Annotated in this window: 5 protein-coding genes; all 5 read left to right on the top strand. The window is 60.3% G+C overall.

Going from position 1 to position 19,910, the window contains the following annotated elements; all coding sequences use genetic code 11:
• The first annotated feature begins 315 nt into the window (after nt 1–315).
• The 5 genes from E6C55_RS05540 (at nt 316) to E6C55_RS05520 (ending at nt 19,828) form a co-directional block, all read left to right on the top strand.
• The gene (locus E6C55_RS05540) at nt 316–1,011 is read left to right on the top strand and encodes a S1 family peptidase (RefSeq protein ID WP_136368794.1); all 696 of its coding nucleotides are present in this window, start codon (nt 316–318) and stop codon (nt 1,009–1,011) included.
• Nucleotides 1,008–6,188, top strand: coding sequence for a hypothetical protein (locus tag E6C55_RS05535; protein WP_136368793.1), 5,181 nt, complete (start codon nt 1,008–1,010; stop codon nt 6,186–6,188). The genes E6C55_RS05540 and E6C55_RS05535 overlap by 4 nt, the downstream gene beginning before the upstream one ends.
• 24 nt (nt 6,189–6,212) lie before the next feature.
• Entirely contained in the window at nt 6,213–13,880 is a 7,668-nt protein-coding gene (locus tag E6C55_RS05530) for an S-layer homology domain-containing protein (RefSeq protein WP_136368792.1), read from the top strand.
• Nucleotides 13,881–14,560: 680 nt separating this feature from the next.
• Nucleotides 14,561–15,046, top strand: a complete 486-nt coding sequence (locus E6C55_RS05525) for a hypothetical protein (RefSeq protein ID WP_136368791.1) — start codon at nt 14,561–14,563, stop codon at nt 15,044–15,046.
• A 99-nt stretch (nt 15,047–15,145) separates the two neighbouring features.
• Nucleotides 15,146–19,828, top strand: coding sequence for an S-layer homology domain-containing protein (locus E6C55_RS05520; protein WP_136368790.1), 4,683 nt, complete (start codon nt 15,146–15,148; stop codon nt 19,826–19,828).
• Nucleotides 19,829–19,910 lie beyond the last annotated feature (82 nt).

Below are 19,910 nucleotides of genomic sequence, written 5' to 3'. Positions count from 1 at the left end.
CATTCGCAGCACCCGATAACGGGCAGTTTGGACGATTATATGCGAAAAACCGCATTCGTGGAGAAAAATCCGGCAGGAAATGCGGGATGTATGCTAAAAACCGCATAAAACGTCGCAATTCCCTCCAATCCCAACCAGCGAATGTGAAAAACCGCATAAAACCGGCTCGACTCGACATGGTTCGCCTTGGACCGCGTGCGTGCGGACGGTTTTTTTAAGGTTTCTTTAAGATTTCCATTTGTATACTTCTCCCAAGCAGAAGATATCCGGACAGTCGGCGGGAATGGCCGCGCTCACCGGAGGGAAAGGAACCGTATGAACCGTATGACGAGGAGAATCAGGCTGGCAAAATGGACGATGGCGATCATGGCGGTGCTGCTGGCGGCGGGAGTGCTGCTTGGGGGGCGTTGGGAAGCGATGGACGCCTCCGCAGAGACGGAGATGACGGCGGCCCAGCTCTATGAATCGCGGGCGGCGTCGGTGTTCTATCTGAAGACGTACAAGCAGGACGGGACGCTCAAGACGGTTGGCAGCGGCTTCTTGATCGGCGGCGGACAGGCTTTGACGGCAGCCCATGTCGTCAAGGACGGCGCGGCGTTCGAGGCGGTGTTCGACGACGGAACGACAATTCGCGGGCTGTCCGTCGCGAGGTCGGACGAGGAGCTCGATGTCGCGGTGCTGAACGTGTCGGCGGCGGGGCGGAAGGCGCTTGAATTGGCGGCGGACGATGCGGGCTACGGGCAGCGGACTTACGCGATGGGTTACCCGCTTAAGGAGACGAAGATCGTCACCGAAGGGATCGTCAACGCTCCCGCGGCCAAGGTCAACGGCGTCGCGCGGCTGCTGACGTCCGCGCAGATCGCGAGCGGCATGTCGGGCGGGCCGCTGTTCGACCGGTACGGCCGGGTGGCCGGAATCATCTCCGGCTCCTTCCGGACGATGGACAACATTCACCTGTGCGCTTCGGCGTCGCAAATCAGACAAGTACTGAGCATGGAGGCTGGCAAATGACGAGGAGAATCAGGAAAGTCATCGCTGCACTATTGGCTTGCGCATTAATGCTGTCCGGATGGCCGTCTGTTTCCGGCGTATCGGCGGCAACCGATTACGTGGATGTTGTGGTGCCGGGCGGCGGCAAGATTGTCAACCGGAGCGACATGACGAGCTGGAATACGAGCTTCAGCGACTTCAGCGCGAACAGCTTCCCGATGTTCAAGGGCAAGGCTGAAGGAACGTCTGTCACGACAACCAGATCGTATTCCTCTACGGGAGTCGTCTTCGAATTATTCAAGAATAACGAATTCAGTGCTAAAATCAACGTCAGTCAAAATCCGACCTTAAAACGGTTAGCTCAAGGCGGTACCGCACGGTTGCTGTTCAATTCCGGCAAATTTATTGGAGACGCGTGGACGGAAGTCAAAGTGTTCGTAAACGGCAGCGAAAAATACGGCGGAATTGCCGAAAATGGAAAAAGCGTTACATCGGGTTGGATTCCATTCGGACAGAACGATACAATCGAGATTAATCTCAACTCTCTTATCCTCTCCGGCGAATTCAACGACCTGCAACTCTACTTCGCGGACATCGACGTGCCGACCTACGCAGGCAACACGTTCACGACGGACGGTACGGTCCGCTACAACGACGACCCCGCAGTTATGAAGAACGAGCTGTTCCTCAAAGCGGGCACGTCGGCCAACCTGGCGCTCAACTTCAGCGAGCCGGTGTTCCCCTCCACGGCGGAAGACGCTTCGGACCGGATCGACGGCAAGTACAACTTCCTGCGCACGGAGCTGTTCAACAATCCGGGAGGAGACGGCTTCGATCCCTCGATTTACTATCTATCAAGCGTGGACGCCGGCTACTCGAGCTTCGCTTCCGGTGCTCTGACTCTATTGGACAACTCAAGAACGTCGTTTAACCTGAAGTACACGGCGGCGGCGAACGACAGCTCCGGCAACGCGCCGCTCGACCCGACGCGCCTGACGAAGGCATCCGACGAGGATCGCCCGACCTTGCTTCAGCGCATCAATGACGCGGGCTTCGTCGACGGGGCGGGCAATCCGCTTGCAACGTTGACCGGAATCGGCGTCGTTCCGTTCGCGGACAATGCGAACCCCGCGGGAACCTATCGCACGATCATCGATGCGCGGCCGCCGCAATATTCGGCGGTGAAGAACGGCGTGCAGCCGGACATTCTGACCGGGCTCGTGCTGAACAGAGGCAAGCAGATTCGCTTCGACGTCAACCTGAACGAGAAGGTGCTGGCCGCCAACTCGTCGACGGAGAACACGAGGCTTGCATTCGCGAACGGCATGACGGCCGAGTACGAGAGCGGCTCGAACACCGCGACCTGGACGTTCGTCGCCACGGTGCCGGACGGCAAGGACGTGGAGACGGCAACGCTGAACACGACGGCACTGGAGCACCCGGACGCTCCGGGAGACGGCAAGGCGCTCTGGGACTACGCTCACAATTACTTGACCGAGACGGTCAAGTCGATCGCCTGGGCCGACCTGTCGATCGACAACACCGCCCCCGACATCGGCTTCGGCTTCAAGAACGAGAAGGGGGTCGAGGTGCCGGCCGGACAATATGTGAGCGGCGGTTCCTTCGTCCTTCAGGCGAGCGATCCCGATCTGAACGGCCAGGCGAGCAAGGGCTTGTTCCGTCCCGGCTCCGGCTCGGGCTTGGTGTATTACTGGATCAGCCGCAGCCCGGACGATCCGTTCGCGGGCAAGGAGGACGATCGCTTCGCGGCGATCAAGCGCTACTCGTTGGCACTGAAGCAGCCTTCCGAGGACTTGTATCCGTCCGGCTATGAGGATGTCGTTCTGGGCGTTGCGGAGAATGGCGCAACCATCCCGCTTCCGCCGGAAGCGGAAGGCGGCAGCGGCTCGTGGTACTTGCACACTTGGGCGGCCGACATGACTTGGGATTCGGCGCGCCAATTGAAGCAGTACGAGAAGGGCAGCGCCCAGCGGGCGGAATACCTCGCTCAGAATCCGGACGCGACGCCGATGGAGATCGAGACGAACTTCCGGCAGAACATTCTGCCAGGGCTGGCCGAATACGACAACCTGGAGCAGTGGCCGCTGTCCGACTTCATGGAGGACGACTCCAACTGGGCGTATAGCGTAGGCGAGCTGAAGCTCGACAACGACAAGCCTTCCGTCTCGGGAGGCGATATCGCCGACAACAAGACAGACAATGTACGGGCCACGATCACGGCTTCCGACCCGACCTCTTCGATCAAGGACGGGAAGGTTCAGTATCAGTTCGTCAAGCCGGGAGAGCAGCCCGATTCGGGCGCGTGGCAGGATGCCGCGCTTAACGAGCAGGGCAAGGCCACGGTGTCGACGCTGAACGACCCGGCCATCGACAAGGGCGGCATGTACGAGCTCTACGGCAAGGCGATCGACGAAGCCGGCAACGAGACGGTTGCGAAGCTGCTCGAGGTGGACGTGCTCGTCATCTTCACGCAATTCGAGACGTATCCGGGCACGTATGCGATCAATGACGGACCGGACTTCACGATTGCGGGCGTGCCGATCGACACGATCGAATACCAATACTCGGCTTCCTCCGAGCGCCCGGATGCGGCGACCGGCTGGAAGACGTTCGAGAAGCCTGCCGCGGAAGCGACGCTGAGCGGAGAGGCGGGAGCCAAGTACGAGATATCGCCCGATCAGACCTGGAACGGCACGGTTTACGTGCACATCAAGGTGAAGCAGCAGGACATGAACCGTTATTACTATTACTTCAAGGAGTACAAGTTCGACCATTTGCCTCCGACGGTAACGTTCAGCAGCCAGGGTTATCTGTACCCGATGCCGGAGCAGTCGACGATGATTGCCGTCGAGGACTCGCTTGTCGACTTCGCAGGCGTCGCCGCGAAGAATGTGCTCTACCAATGGGTCAAGGTGACGGAAGGCGTTGAAGAGACGGCGCCGGACAAGGACTCCTCAGGCTGGAAGCAGGCGCCTTCGAGCGGCGAGATTGCGCTCTCTGTGGACGACAAGGCGGATAACGGCAATTATCGCCTGTACGTATACGCCAAGGACAGCCTGGGCAACGGCGCGATCTACAAGACGAGCAGCGTGTTCGCGACATTCCTGCTGAGCGACGAGCCTCCGGTCGGCAGCGCCGGATTAATCAAGGTGGAGGATGAAGGCGGCGGCGAATACGAAGCGATCCTGAAGCTGGAGGTCGACGTGCCGTCCCAGGTCGGCTACTTCTATTCCGTCTCCTCGAACGGAGGGACGAACTGGAGCACCTGGCGCCCCTATACGAACTATGTGGGCGTGCCGGTCGACACGGACGATGCCGACGTTCTGGCGGATCGGATCAAGGTCAAGTTCAAGGGGTATTACGGAACGAACATCAGCGAGATTTATTCGCCGAGCTTGAATTTGCAAGAAACACCGGCGTATGCGCTCGCTTCGCTGGAGAAGATCGAGCCGGTGCGGGGCGGCGAGAAGCGGTCGGCCGGAGGGCAGAACGACGGCCTCGACATTGTCTTCGACCAGACGGCGGGCAAGACGATTGAACCGACCGAAGCGAATCCGGAGATGCCGGAGACGATCGCGGCGGGAGAGCGGTACCGGATCTATCAGAACGGAAGCTACTCGTTCGCTGTCAAGGACGGGAGCAAGGAGGCCGTGGTGTTCATCGTCGTCTCGAACTTCGACGATACGGAGCCGGTCGTCCAGGTGAAGTATTCCACGATCGCCCCAACCAACGGTTCGGTCGTTGCAAGCCTGAAGTCGAGCGAGCCGATTCGCATCACCAATCTCGATACGTCGTCCAAGACGTTCAAGGAGAACGGGGAATTCACGTTCGAATACGAGGACGCGGTCGGGTTCACGGGCACGGCGACGGCGGTTGTGAGCAACATCGATACGATGCCTCCGGAGGCGGACATCGCGCTTCACTACAATGACAACGAGCTGAAGGCGCTGATCTCATCCGAATTCGGGATGATCGTCGTGGACAGCCTCGGGAACGGCTACGACTCGCAGGGCAATAGCGTCAATTATGGGGTCCTTCCAACGACGGACAACGTGCTGGCGACCAGCCGGATCGTTGCGGAGATCAAGCCGAAGGAAGGCGGAGAGCTGGATTATCAAGTGTCCGCGAACAGCGCGGGCGGGCTGGATTCGACGATTGTCATGACCGGCGGCAAGCAAGCCTCGTTCACCATTATGGATAGGGCGGGCAACACGACGGTCGTGAAGACGCCGGTGCTCCAGGCGCTGGTGACGAGTCTGCCGAAGCTGAAGAAGACGACTCTGACCCGAGTCGACGGCAACGGCAACGAGGTGTCGGCCGAGAATCTGGCCACCATCGACGGCAAGACGTATTCCAAGGGCAAGATTCGTGTCTCGTTCGAGCTGGAGGCGTCTTCGATACCGGAGAACACCATCACCATCGGCAGCGAGCCGGTCTCCTCGTTCAGGCGGGATTATGCGGACAACCAGAAGGCGACCTTGGTGCTGACGGACCGGTTGGGCAACCGGTTAAGCCAATCGTTCGTCATCGAAGGGCTCGATAACGAGGCGCCGACACTGAAGCTGAACCAATCGTCGGTCTCTGTCGCGCTGAACAAGGCCGACTTCGACTTCGCGACCGATCTGGGCGGCTATGCCGTGACGGACAACGTATCCGCTACCGAGGACATCGCCGTCCGGATCGTCGAGCAGGTGCTGGTCGGCGGCCAATACGAGGACCGGCCGCTCGACCTGTCGAAGGCAGGCAAGCATCTCGTGAAGTACATCGCGCGGGATCAGGTTGGCAACGAGAGCACGGCGACCCAGATCGTCTACGCAAGGTCGACGGACGGCATGTTCGTCACGGCGAACGGGCAACCGCTGTCCGAGGTGGAATCGGAGACGGCGATCGTAAGCAGTGCGACCGTAACCTTTAACGTCCTGAATTATAACGTCATCAAGACGAACGGCGGAACCGGCAAGGCGATCAACGAAGCGGGAACGTTCGACCTGCTGTACTATTCCGGTCTCGTGCGCGAAGGACAGATGAAGTATATCGCGACCAAGCTGACGTATAAGCAGCTTGTCGAAGGCAACTTCACCGTGACCTTCCCGAAGGCGGGATGGTACACGATTATCGTCCGCAACCAGGAGAGGGAACGGATATATGCGACTCTGCTCGTCAGCAAGGTCTACTAAACGGAAGGCAAAAGGAGCAAATCCATGAATAGAACTGCATTACGAGCGATTGCGATGCTCTTGGCAGCCGTCCTGATCCTGACGAGCGTGCCCCTGCATTCGATTGCCGGCGTCGTCGCCTCGGCCGAGACGACCTCGATCGAGAACGGCTACGTCAAGGTTACGGTCGACAATGCGAGCGGCCGTTACAGCGTCCGCACGGTGGACGGCCAACCGATCCGCAAGAAGGACGGCAACGTCGATCTGATCTTCGAGGGCGACAATCCCGAGACATCGTTCACGACGTTCAAGATCGACGGCACCGAGTTTATCTTCGGCAACCCGTACAAGCTGGCAGTCGACTGGTTCTCGGAGGTGACCGAGCCGGTTATCGTCAAGAATGACGACGGCACCGAGAGCCTGATCACCGTATGGACGATCAAGGGAATCCGAATCAGTCAGATCATCACGCTGATCCTGACGGACGATCTGGAGAACGCGGGCAACGTACGAATCTCCTATCAGGTGGACAACACGACCGATTCGACGGTCGAGGTCGGCACCCGTGTGCTGCTCGACACGTCGATCGGCGGCAACGACGGGCCCGCCTTCCAGATCGGGCAGAACTACTTGCAGCCTCTCTCCGTGGAGCGCAAGCTTGTCCACGAGCCGGAGGATCTGGGCTACGATATCAATGTCGACGAGCAAGCCTACAACCTTCACAAGCTGCCCGCGTATTGGGTCATGCGGGACCGGCTCGACCTGAGCAATCCGCTGGCGACGAACGTGATCGCCTACGGCTTCAACAACCTGTTCGAGGGCGGCATCAACATCGTCGACGAGATGATTGTCGGCCATTGGAACGGCCTGGCCAATTCCAAGTGGGATTACGAGCCGAACGAGAACCTGGATTTTACCCTGAACACGAACGAATACGGCACGGCCGACACGGCTGTCGCCTACTACTGGCAGCCCGATCCGATCGCGGCGGGAGCGAGCAAGACGTACGAGGTCGTCTACGGGCTCGGGGAGATCGTCGCTCCGGACAAGGTGTTCGACGTGCGCTTCCTCGACACGGTTCAGAAGCTCGCCGCGAACGAAGAGGAGACCGGTTACGAGAACGACGGCATCTTCGAGATCAACGCGGAGATCGAGAACCTGGCCATGTACGACATGGAGCACAGCAAGATTACGGTCACGCTGCAGCTTGAGAACGGGCTGACATTCGTGGACGAGTCGGGCCGGGAGCTGGGAGGCTCCGCCCAGACGTTGGAGTTCAAGAAGGACATTCCGCCGGAGGAAGCCTCCCAAGGGATCGAGGTTATCCCTTACAAGCCTGGCGAGATCATCTCGGCGAAGTGGAGGGTGAAGGCGTCCGGCCGGCCGTGGCCGACGACCCGTCAATACTTGGTATCGGTGAGCAGTCCCGAGACGGAGCAGAAGCTTGAGACCAAGCTCGCGGAAGCCGCTCCGGAGGAAGAGGCAGAGATTCGCGCCGTCTATGAATCCTCCAAGGCGAACTTCGTGTTCCTGCCACCGGTCGGCGAGCTGAGCCCGACGATCGTATACGCGATGACTCCGGGAGAGCTGTACTACAAGGACGATAAGCACATCTCTCTCAACGTGTCCAATATTGCGGCGTACGACCCGGGAAGCGTCGAGCTGAATTCGTCCTCCAACTTCGAACTCTACTTGAAGAATGCGAAGAGCGGGGATCGCTACAAGGTGCCCGTGAGCAGCTCGGTCACGACGCAGCCGCTCGGCAACGGATTCGCCGGCGACATGAGAATTGTTTTCCGCGGCGGCGAGCTGGTGGACTCGGAGGGCAAGACGATCGAGACGATCGATGCCCAGAGCTTGCCGCTCGGCGAATACTCCGTTGTCGTCGACTTCAAGGACAAGTCGGATGCCGACATTGCGGAAGCGCTGAGCTTCGAGACGGAGACGACGTTCCAGGTGACCGTGAACGAGGAGACCCGCCTTCGCAAGGCGAGCATTCTGGCCGTCTCCAAGCGGCTGCTCGATCTGACCGCGAGCGGGGCGCAGGATCGCGAGAGGTTCGCCGAAGCGCTGCCGAAGGAGTACGGTTCCTTAAGCGATTCCGAGTTCATCGCCAAGCGTTCGTCCGACAAGGCCGTGCTCGAAGCCGCGAGCGGAGCGATCGCAACCGCAGCGAAGAAGGTGAATCCTGACCTGAGCCTTAAAGACGCGATCGACCTCTCGGCCGTGCCCGTTTACACGGTGAACGCGTTCGATTCCGAAGATGCCTTGGCTGCGTTCAAGGACAAGCTGGCCGAGGAAGACGACCATCAGGAGATCGTGCTGGAGGTTCGCGGCAGCATCGTGCAGTCGGGCGAGGGCGCGAACGCTCAATACACGGTCAGCACCGACGCGGAGCCTGCCATTATCAACAAGAGCGTTGCCTACAAGGGCAAGGATCTGAGCTTCCCGGTCGGCGAGTTCCCGCTCGCCTCGCGCGTGGGCGGCAATACGGATACTCCGTTCCTCCACTCCCTGTTCGCGGTCGGCGACGGCACGTTAAGCATCGCGAACAGCGGGTTTATTTTCCACAAAGGGGAATGGACGGTCGACTTCTACAATGGCTTCGACAAGAGCCTCGGCACGGGCTACTCCGTGGAGCCGGAGCAGGAGGAGTGGGAATCCGCGCGCAACCCCGGCGACGATTCGCTGAACGGCAACCTCCAATGGGCGAACGGTCTGATCGCCGATGCGATCAATCCGTTCCAGAACCTGCTGGTGTCCCACGTCTACTTCAACCGGCAATCGCTGTTCGCGACGCCTAGCTTCTCGATCAGCGGCTTCTCTCTACAGTTGAGAGACTTCATTCTGAGAGAGGACGGAGTGTCCTTCGGCGGCTCGATTAAGCTGGCTATCGTCGACGGCGAAGTGAAGAACGTCATCTTCAACCAGGAAGGCTTCGTCGGCATCGACACGTCGCTGAAGTTCCAGTTGGACAAGACGATCGGCTTGTTCAAGCCGACCAGCGACGACAAGGTCGGCGGCGAGATCGACATTACGCATTACAAGGACCCGAACAAGTACGATGTTCAGAACAGCTACGGCATCAAATTCGAGGCCAAGCTGGAGAAGGTGATGAGCATCACGGCGGAGCTCGCGTTTAAGCAGGTAGCGGACGGGCGAATACTGCCCGACGTCATCGCCTTCGGAACCGATCTGCCCGATCCGGGCATCACGGTGGCCGTGGCTACCTACATTACGAGCATTCGCGGAGCCGTCCGCGAGCTGGCGAACACGATCGCCGGAGGCGAGCGGAACATCCCGCTGACGCTGGAGGCCGGCGTCGACATGAAGGTGGGCGTGAAGCCCGCCGTGTTCTCCGGCACGGTCGATCTGACGCTGAAGTCGACCGGGTTTAAGGTTGTCGGCACGTTGGGGCTCGGGGAAGACGACGACGTGATCAAAATGCTGACGGAGGCGCTTATCCAGACCCAATGGGCAAGTCCGATGTTCCTCACGGCGCGGGCCACGGTCGACGTGGCCGGCTGGGGCATTATCGTCGGCAAGGCGAGCATCTTCATCGGCGAGAATCTGGAAAAGCATCGCACCGACTTCGAAGGCATGATCAGCGCCAAGCTGCAGGTGCCCCAGAGCGTTCCCGTTGTCGGCGGGATCGGCTTCGGCGTTCGCGCCGGCGCCAACAACGATAAGGTGTGGGCGGGCATCAGCCTGTTGTTCTTCTCCCTCGGCGTCACGTACTACTGGGGCGGCGGCATCGCCTTCGGAACGGACGGCTCGCCGGAAGGCAAGGACGCGCTGATGTACCTGCTCGTCGACGACCCCGAGCTGGGCCCGACGGTTATGGCGATCGGCGAAGGCGTCGAGGTGCTGGCGACGTCCTGGGAGAACGAGGCGATCGACGAGAACGAGACGCAGGAGATCAAGTACACCGCCGTCGGAGAGGGAATCTCTCTTATCGACGACGGATCGAGCAATCTTGGCATTGGCGGCATCGTTACGTCCAATGGCTCCAAGGTGCACAGCATCCCGATGAACAAGGTAACGGGAGATGCGCTGCTCGAGGTCGAGTACGACGAGACGCAGCGTCCGAAGCTGAAGCTGACCCGCGAGGATGGAAGCGAGTACGGCATCGTCGTCGGAGACATCACCGACTCCGGGGCGACCGCCTTCGAGCAGATCATTCCGGCGCTTCGGGAAGGCGACGTCAAGAGCGACGGTACGACGGTGACGAAGCAGGAGGCGTTGGCATCGACGGACGTCCGCAGGCTTTATATTGCGGTGCCGGAGAGCGAAGCGAAGACGGGCAACTGGACGCTGACGAGCGATCGGCCGATCCGCACCAAGCTGATGAACGTTCCCGTTCAGCCGGCCTTGACGGAGACTGCGCTTGCGACGGACTCCGCCAATTCGGACCGGTTCACGGCAAGCTGGACCGTCAAGAACGCGTCGGTCGGCGATGCGGTCAGCCTGTACCTGTCCAAGGACAAGCTGTCCGCCGTTCCGAATCCCGACGAGGAAGTCGATCCCGGCTTGCTTATCGCCCGGGACATCGAAGTGCAGGCAAGCGACATTGCGGCGGACGGAACCGCGTCGGGCACGATCGTTATCGACGCGAGCTCGGCGGACACGCTCGGCGGCGTCGACATTCGCGGTCTTCTGCCGCAAGGAGAGTATTACCTGAGAACGGAGCTGAAGACCGAGACGGCTTTCTCCGCCTTGTCTTCGGCGGATACGTTCCGGATCGTCGATCCGCTTGCGCCGGACGAGGTGGAGGCGATCGACCTCAAGGCGGCAGGCAACGGCATGTTCGACGTGGCGTTCCGCCCCGTGGAGCATAAGGCCGGTCAAGAGGATGCCCAGTACGGGTACGTCTTCACGGCGCTGGACAAGGACGGCAACGTCTACGAGCCGTTCGGCGAAGTGATGTACACCGAGGAGCAACTGGAGAGCTCGCTGCAGGACGGCGAGTATCGCCTGACTCTCGGCGGCTGGAGCCTCGTCGGCAAGCCGAAGCTGGACGAGGAAGGCAATCTGCTGCGCGATAGCGCGGGCAACATTGTCATGGACAACGTCGAGGACCGCTATACGGGGCTGGAGACCGGGAAGCAATACAGCATCGGCATCCAGACGGTGCGCATTCCGTCCGATGGGGACGGGGCGAGCGACAACATGAGGTTCGCGGAGACGGCTTATTCCGCGTCCGTGCTGCTGCCCGTTCCGGCCAAGCCGGTTCTGTCCATCGAAGGGAAGACGCTCCAGAACAACCGCTATGACCTGATGACGAACGAGACGGTGCAAGAGATCTCGCTGTCCGCCGACCAGCCGAACGTGATCGTCGAGGCTTATGCGGACGACGAGAGCCTGGGCAGCGTCGAACTGGGAGCGAAGGGAACCGCCGGCAAGCTGAAGCTGACCCGCTTCGCGACCGACGGGACATACGCGGTGGAGCTGCGGGCCCGCAACAAGGCGACGGGCGACTATTCCGTGTCCATGCTGTACCTGACGGTCGACACGACGGCGCCGATGATTTATCTGGACGCTCCGGACGGAGGCTTCCGCTCCGTCGGCGGCCAAGTCGTGCTGAAGGGGACGTCCAATGCCGACGCGACCTTGACGGTATCGAACGCCGACACCCGGGAGGCGCTGGCGACCTACAAGCCTGACGACAAGGGCGAATTCGCGATCGACGTGCCGACGTCGTCCGCGAACAAGACGATTCGGCTGCGGATCGAAGCCCGCGACGAAGCGGGCAATGCGAACAGCGCCGTTACCGAAGTGCTTAACGACGATCTTAAGCTGCCGAAGAAGCTGAAGCTGTCCGCTCCTAGCGAGATCGCAAGCGGCGGAGGGCCGGTGCAACTGGAAGCGGTCGTCGAATACGAGGACGGCAGCCGCGGCCTTGCGGACGCGTCCAAGCTGACGTTCGCCGTCGAACAAGGCGATTCGAACGCGCTTCTGTCCGCGGACGGCCAACTCGTCGGCCGCCGGGAAGGCAGCGCGCTGATTACGGTCGACTACACGCCATGGGAAGGCCTGACGCTGACGAGCAGCGACGTCGTATCGATCTCGGCAGCGGAGGGCGAGTCCGTCCCGACGACGATGGGAACGATCAAGGCTTCGACGGCGGGAACCGGTCGCAAGGGCGAGTCCCGGGTGCTGGTGACGTCCGTCGGCCATAATGGCAACATGACCGGCAGCGAGCTGGCGTACAGAATTTATTCCGACAAGGATCAAGCCGTTCTGCCGACGTTCGACCAGGACATCTCCGCGTGGAGAACCCTTCCCGCAAGCGGGGTTATCGAGGCGAACGACGGAGAATACGTCGTCGTCGCGAAGCGATTGAAGGACGAGCCGAAGCTGACCGTCGCGTCGTCGCCGGCGATTCGGGTTTACGAATACATCGCTTCTCCGACAAGCGGAGCGGCCGGCATCATCACGATCGGCGGCGTGTCCATCGATATCTCGCGAGGCGGCAGCAGCATCAAGCTTCCGTTGCTGTTAAACGGAACGTCGACGGAAGGGTTGATTGTCGCCGACGTCGATGCGGAAGCGGGAACGTACCGGCTGACCGTCAAGCCTGCGAGAGAGGCGTTCCTCGCCAGCATCGAGAAGGGGAACCTGACGCTGTCCCTTCCGGTGAAGGGCGGAATCGGCTCGCTGAGCTTCGAGCTCGACGCCGAGCTGATTCAAGCGATGCAGCGGAACAACGTCACGCTCGACATCGAGACCGATTCGGGCCGCTACATTCTGAATCCGCAAGCGCTGGATCTGAAGGAGATCGCGGCGCTGTACCTGGGCAAGGCGCTTAAGGAGATCGCGATCTCGGTGACGGTGGCGAAGGCATCGGCCGAGTCGATCAAGCTCGATAAGAAGACGACTCTCGTCGGAGAGCCGGTCGAATTCCGGATCGAGGCGGCCGCGAACGGCAAGTCCGCCGAGCTCCGTCGATTGGCGTCGTTCGTCGAGCGGGAGATTCCGCTTCCGGCGGGTGTGACCGAGCAGGGCGTCTCCACGGCGATCGCCGCCGAAGAGGACGGAACGCCGAGGCACGCGCCGACTCGAATCGTCGTGAGGGAAGGCAAGTATTACGCGCATGTCAGCAGCATGAGCAACAGCGTTTATGCGCTGATCGACCGCGATTCGTCGTTTAAGGACACGAACGGCCACTGGGCGGCGGAGGCGATCGACGATCTGGCCTCCAGGCTGATCGTCTCCGGCACCGGCGAAGGCTTGTTCCAGCCGTCGCTCGACATGACGCGCGCAGAGTTCGCGGCCATTCTCGTGAAGGCGCTCGGCCTGGCGCCGGCGGCAGCGGGCGGCACGGCTTTCAGCGACGTCTCCGAGAAGGCTTGGTACTATCAGGCCGTGCACACGGCGAACAGCTACGGGCTCATCGGCGGCTACGGCAACGGCCGCTTCGGCCCGAACGACAAGACAACCCGCGAGCAAGCGATGGTCATTCTGGCGAAGGCCTTGCGGCTGACCGGGCACGGAGCGACGGTAGGGCAAGCGGAAGCTGCCGACATTCTCGCCGCGTTCGCCGACGTGTCCGCTTCCTCTGCGTGGGCGAGAAGCGACATGGCAAGCGCCGTGAAGACGGGCCTCTTTACCGGGCAGAAGGCCGATCGGCTTGCGCCGAAGGCTCTCGTGACGAGAGCCGAGATCGCGGTTGCGGTCCGCCGACTGCTGAAGGCATCCGAGCTGCTCGACTGATTTTTGGGCCAAGCCCGACTGCTCCAATACAATAAACGGCAACGCACAAGCCTCGCGGCTGAGGACACAATGTCCCGCCGCGGGGCTTGTTGCGTTGAACGGCCGCGCGCTCGCGATCCTCGTTGCGATGCAGGCGCGGGCGCTGTCCCCCTTCTGGCCGCTTATGCCTCTTCTCCCGCCGACTCAGGAACCTCCTCTTACGGATGATGGCCTTCGCACGCCAACTTTTTTTACAGCCTCTCTTGCCTGCGTTCCTGTTCATGCTGCTTGGCGGCGCGGATCGGCGGATCGGACGTCTGGTGTTCCCTGTTCATTCCCATCCTGAACGAGCGGGAGAAGAGGCATAATGCCGGCATACAAGGGGATGTGATGCGGGAGAGGGGATGTCGTGCCGGATGCTCCCGAGTGGCGCTCCCTTCGCCGCCGCAAGGTGTGATATCCGTCACAAGGATGGCGGGATCGAATCGCTTATGATAATGAATATCATTGTCGATTAGAGCTTTTGTTCCTTACCTTTCATTAAAGGAGGTGATAGCGAGATGGCGAGGCCAGCAGAAGTACCTTGATCTTCGCAGAGACAAGGAGGCGGAGTTACGGTATCAACTCTCGGCAAGAGAGCAAATCAGGAGAATCGAAAGGAACAGGTGAGAATGATGAGAAAAATCAAAAGGTTGTTTGCTTTGAGCTTGGCTATGGCCATGGTTCTGATCTATTCGGCAGTCGGCGCTTCCGCGGAGTCGACCAGCTATACGGTTACGTCCAATCTGTATGTGCCGGCGGCGAACAACGAAATTCTGGGCGTTAACGCTTATCTGACGAATTCGTTCGTGTTGCCGACCAGTCCGGTATCCAACAATGCCACGATTACGGACAACGGCGACGGCACTTATACCTTGTCGGTTCCGATTGCGAACAACACGTTCGCTCTGATCGATCTCGGCACTCCGCAGGCGAACTCGGGCATCTCCAATATTGTCGAGACGCGCAACACGAGCACCTACGGCAGCAACACGAACGGAAGAATCACCAACCTGACGATGACGATCGAAGAGGGCACCGCATCGGTCTCCTTCACCGGTTCGCATGAATACTCCGGCTACTTCTTAAGCCCCGGGGACAAGTATTTTAACCTTAAGCTGGATGTAGACTGGACCAACGTTCCGTAACTTTTGTTTTGGCATGTCTGGCGGGGCGGGAAGGAGCATCCCTCTCTGACCCGCCTCTTATACCGCATATTACATTTTGGGATGGGAGAATAGAGGACAATGAACAGATTCGTTGCTCAATGCACGGCGGCGCTGCTGGCATTCGCCATGCTGCTTGGGCTCTCGCCGCTATCGGCGCTGGCGGCTGATCCGACCGAGACGCAAACGTACAGCAAGAGCTTCCAACCGGTAGCCGGCCGGGCGATCGCGGCGACCATAAGCACGACGGATGCGGTATTCGGGGCCAAGCTCGCAGCGGCAGCCGACGATGCGTTGGTTGGAACGATTGCATCAACTGCGGATTCGAACTATCTGGCGGCCAAGGCGCTGTTCGAACAGGATTACACGCTGAGCGGCGACTTCGAGCTGATCTCGTGGGCGCTGACACTCGACGGCCAGACGGTGACGGAGCTGCCGGAGGGAACGACGATTGCTTATTCGAATTACGAAGTCGTGAGCGGTACGGGGAACGCATCCGTCTTCGCCAGTCATTCGGGGACGCTGGCCGCCGTGCCGGGCGTCAACATCATCGATTTTCTGAATTTGGGCATGATTTTCCAAGCCGACTTTACTTTGTCCAGTCTGGACAGCACGATCATCATCGCGAACGATAAATTTACGCCCAAGACGGTCACCCGGGCATACGAGGACGGGCTGGAGTACTTCTCCGTCGCAGTAACGGGGTCCTCTGCGGAGCTTCCGAGTTCGGGGAGCGTTCAAGTATCGAATGTGGAAAACAACTCGCAGGAATGGGCCGACATTCAGCAATTGCTTCAAGCGAGGTATAACGGTACGTTAAACTTCTCGGTTCACGATCTGGCATTGCACAGCGGAGTGAACGAAATTCCGTTGCCCGAGCAGGCGCAGGCAACGGTTACCGTGCGATTAGCGACAATTGCGGGAGACCCGTATATATATCAGTATGCCAACGGCTCGCTCACGAAGCTGACGGCGGCGAAGAGCGATGCAGGCTCCGCCGGCGCGGCCAATTATTCGTTCCGGACAGACGGCTTAAGCGGAATCGTTCTGTTAAGCTCATCCGGTTTGACGGAGAAGATCAACGCGTACACCCGCACGTACTCCGATGCGAGCGGCATGTTCACGGCTGCGGTTACCTCCTCGACGGCGGGAGCGTTGCCGGAGACGGGAACGCTGGACATGCGGATGGATACCGATGCGGGACAGACGCAAGCCATCCGGAAATTGCTCGGGGCCAAGTACAGCGGCACCTTGAACTTCGCCGTCTATGACGCCGTGCTGCTGAATGACCAGAACGAGGAAGTCGCATGGCCAAGCGATGCCGAGAGCGTCGTTACCGCGAAGACGTACCAGACGACGCCGTTTGTGTTCACTTATGCGGACGGCAAGCTGACCAAGCTGGCGACTGCGAACGCAGGCAGCGGCACGATTTATGATTACACGTTCCAAACGAAGAACCTGGACAACCTCGTTATCTTGAATTCCTCCGGCGTAACGGTCAATCGGTTCAGCGACTTCGCGGCGGGGACCTACCGCATCACGGCGAACCTGTATGTCAAGGGCGAGAACAACGAGGTGCTGCCCGGCGTTACCGCATATCTGACCAATCCGGACCTGCCTCCGGTCAAGGCGATGGAGAACAATGCGATCATGACGGTCGATGAGTATGGTGATCTGACCCTTACCATCGACGTCAAGAACGGGATATTCTCCTTGCAGCATATCGAAGACGGCGAGGACGTTCACATTGTCGATTCCACCTACGGCGCGGATGAGGGGGCAACGGCCGGAATCTGGGGACCGTATACCGGCCGAATCATGCAGTTGGTTGTTGCGGTAGACAATCTGAACGAAGAATACGCCTTCACGAACGCCTTGGAGTATCCGACGATTCTCGAGATGGAGAAGACGATGCCCGTTCACCTCGGCGTCGACTTCTCCAGCGCGACCCGGATGCTTGACGGCGACGGCGAATCGACCACGTTCACGGATGAAGCGACAGGCGCGGCCGTTACGCTGCAGACGACGGACAGCCAATTGGCAGGAACGCTGGGCGCCGCCAAGCTGTCCGTGACGGAGCTGACGGAAGGCGATTCGTACGAAGCCGCCAGAGCTGCTCTCACGAAGGAATATGTGGACGAGCCGGCTTTTAAGCTGTATGACATCCGGCTGCTGACCGCAGAGGGGCAAGAGATTGCCTTCTCCTGGAGCGAGGCTCTCGCGGTTACGCTTCCTCTGGGGGATGGCGTGACGAACGGAGAGGTTAGCGCTGTCGCGAACGGCAGCGCGACCAAACTCTCGGCCACGGCAGGCGAGAACTCCTTATCATTCGAGGGAGTGTCGTCCTTGGGGCAGTTCGCTGTCGTCGACAAGAACTCCATTCCGGCGTGGGTTCAGGCCACAGCCATTGACGCCGAATCGGGAATTACGCTCAAAGCCTATTCGATCGACAGCGATATCCCGCAAGAAGGGAAGACCCTGGGGATGTTCTCCGAACGGACCAAATCTCTGTTCAGTATGCTGGCGAGCCAAGAGACCGAGGGGGATTCCTTCGCGACGGCGCTTCAGGGGCTAACGGCATCCGAACAAACCGAGGAATCCGAACAAACCGATCTGCTTAATCCTGTTGTCGAGAAAACCTATCGGATCGCAATTGTGAATACCGTTCTGCTTGGTGTGATCGATATGATGGAAGCCAGCAAGCCGGATTCGGGCGCGAGCTGGCAGGTCTGGCGTGGCCAGATGGATGCCTTTATCCAGGCCATTGTTCCTGCGGCCGACAAAGACAGCCGCTTCTATCTGATTACGAGCGACGGTGCGGCGGCAAAGGCGCTGGAGCTCGGTGCGGTTATTCAGAACGGCGTGGCGACCATCGATCTTATGCCGAGAAGCCTGAGCGCGGAGGAGGGAGTAGCCCGCATGTTCTCCCTGTATTGGGGCCAGCGCGGGGTGCAAGCGACAACGACAAGACCGATCAGCTATGTGGTCGCGGTGAAGAACCTTGTCGCCGAGCAGCCGGCCGCCGTCACTGGGCTTACCGCCAACGGCTCCGAGCAGACCGGCGTGGCGGAGGGCGTCGGTTATACGCTGACCGGCAACAAGGCGACGGAAGCCGGCGACTACACCGCTGTCGCCACTCTGACCGCCGGCTATATGTGGTCGGACGGAACGACGGCGCCGTTGTCCATTCCGTGGACGATCGCTGCCCAGTCAACCGGCGGCACGGGAGGCAATGGCTCCGGGCCCGTTACCAAGACGGTTACCGCCAATCTGTACGTTCCCGGAAGTCTGAACACGCAGCTTCCCGGCATTACCGCCTATCTGACCAATGGCAGCAATCCGCAAGGGATCGGCGGTTATCCGAAGCAAGCTCCGACGACTCCGGTCGCCAACAATGCGCAATTGACGACCGACACGGATGGCAAGATGACCCTGGTGCTGAACATTCCGAATCCCGTGTTCACCCTGCAGAAGCTTGACGGCAGCAGCAATGCCAGAGTCGTGGCGACCAAACGGGATTCGGCGGCTTACGGCAGCTACACCGGGCGCATCACGCAGGTTACGGTAGAGCTTCTGGACAATTCCGGCACTTATGTATTCTCGGATAGTGTCGAGTATCCGACCTTGCTCGGTATTGAATGGTTCGTGCCGCTGACCCTTAGCGTGAACTTCGAGGGAGGCGACTCCGGTCTGCCGTCCGCAGGCAATGTCGACGTGGGCGACTTGGCAGGCGAGCCGGAAGGCGAAGAGGGCACGGAAGAGACGACAACCGCAGACGGAACCGTTATTACCAAGGTTACGCAGAGCGACGGCAGCGTCTTGATCTCGATGAAGACGAAGAACGGCTCCACCTCCGAGACTTCCGTAAGCGCCGGCGGCAAGAGCACGACGACGATTGTCTTGTCCGAACAGGAAGCTGCCGGTATCAAGGCCGGTGCGGCACTGCCTCTGCCGATGCCTAGCGTTGTTGTGACGAACCGGTTGGACACCGCCGCGTCCTTCACGTTGACCTCGCTCGGCAGCGACTCCGTCGCCAGCCTCCTGGTCTCGGTTCCGGCTTCCAAGGTCACGCCGGGCACGGTTGTCGTGATGGTCAAGGAAGACGGCACGACGCAAGTCGTGGCGGGAACCAAGTATAACGACGGCACGATTAGCTTCACGGCGGAGAAGAATGTGACGTACAAGCTTGTGGACAACGGCAAGAGCTTCACGGACGTAGCCGCCGACAGCTGGTATGCGGACGCTGTCCAGTACATGTCGGCACGCGAATGGATGCAGGGCACAAGCGACGGCTTCAGCCCGAATGACAGCACGAGCCGGGGGATGATCGTCACGATGCTGCACCGGATGGCGGGCTTGCCTGCCGCCTCCGCCGGAAGCCATTCCTTCACCGACGTCGCCTCCGGCAAGTATTATGCCGAGGCGGCTGCCTGGGCCGGCGAGCAGGGGCTTGCGAACGGCTACAGCGACGGCTCCTTCGGGGCCGACGATCCGATTACCCGCGAGCAGCTTGCCGTGATACTGTGGCGCTATGCCGGCTCTCCGTCCGGCTCCGACGGGCTGAACGGCTTCGCGGACCGCGATCGGGCGAGCGGCTACGCTGCCGAAGCGCTGGCATGGGCGGTGGAGAAGGGCATGTTGTCCGGCAAGGGCAACGGGATTCTCGATCCGCAGGGTCAGGCCACGCGCTCGCAGACGGCGAAGATTCTGATGAGCTTCATGGAAGCCCAGTCGGCTGAGCCGGCACAGTCCACCGAACAATAACCGATTACCCGGCATGTCGGCCGGACTTACTGCCCCTTGCGGAACAGCCGCAAGGGGCAGTAGGCCTTATCCTCGGCGGCCG

Origin of the sequence: Cohnella fermenti, from assembly GCF_004801405.1 — a bacterium.
Classification (GTDB): Bacteria; Bacillota; Bacilli; order Paenibacillales; family Paenibacillaceae; genus Cohnella; species Cohnella fermenti.
This window is presented reverse-complemented; position numbering and strand designations above follow the sequence as displayed.

Excerpts from the sequence above, each read along its gene's own strand:
- E6C55_RS05535 (WP_136368793.1), top strand. The coding sequence starts at position 1,008 with ATGACGAGGAGAATCAGGAAAGTCATCGCTGCACTATTGGCTTGCGCA.
- E6C55_RS05540 (WP_136368794.1), top strand. The coding sequence starts at position 316 with ATGAACCGTATGACGAGGAGAATCAGGCTGGCAAAATGGACGATGGCG.
- E6C55_RS05520 (WP_136368790.1), top strand. The coding sequence starts at position 15,146 with ATGAACAGATTCGTTGCTCAATGCACGGCGGCGCTGCTGGCATTCGCC.
- E6C55_RS05530 (WP_136368792.1), top strand. The coding sequence starts at position 6,213 with ATGAATAGAACTGCATTACGAGCGATTGCGATGCTCTTGGCAGCCGTC.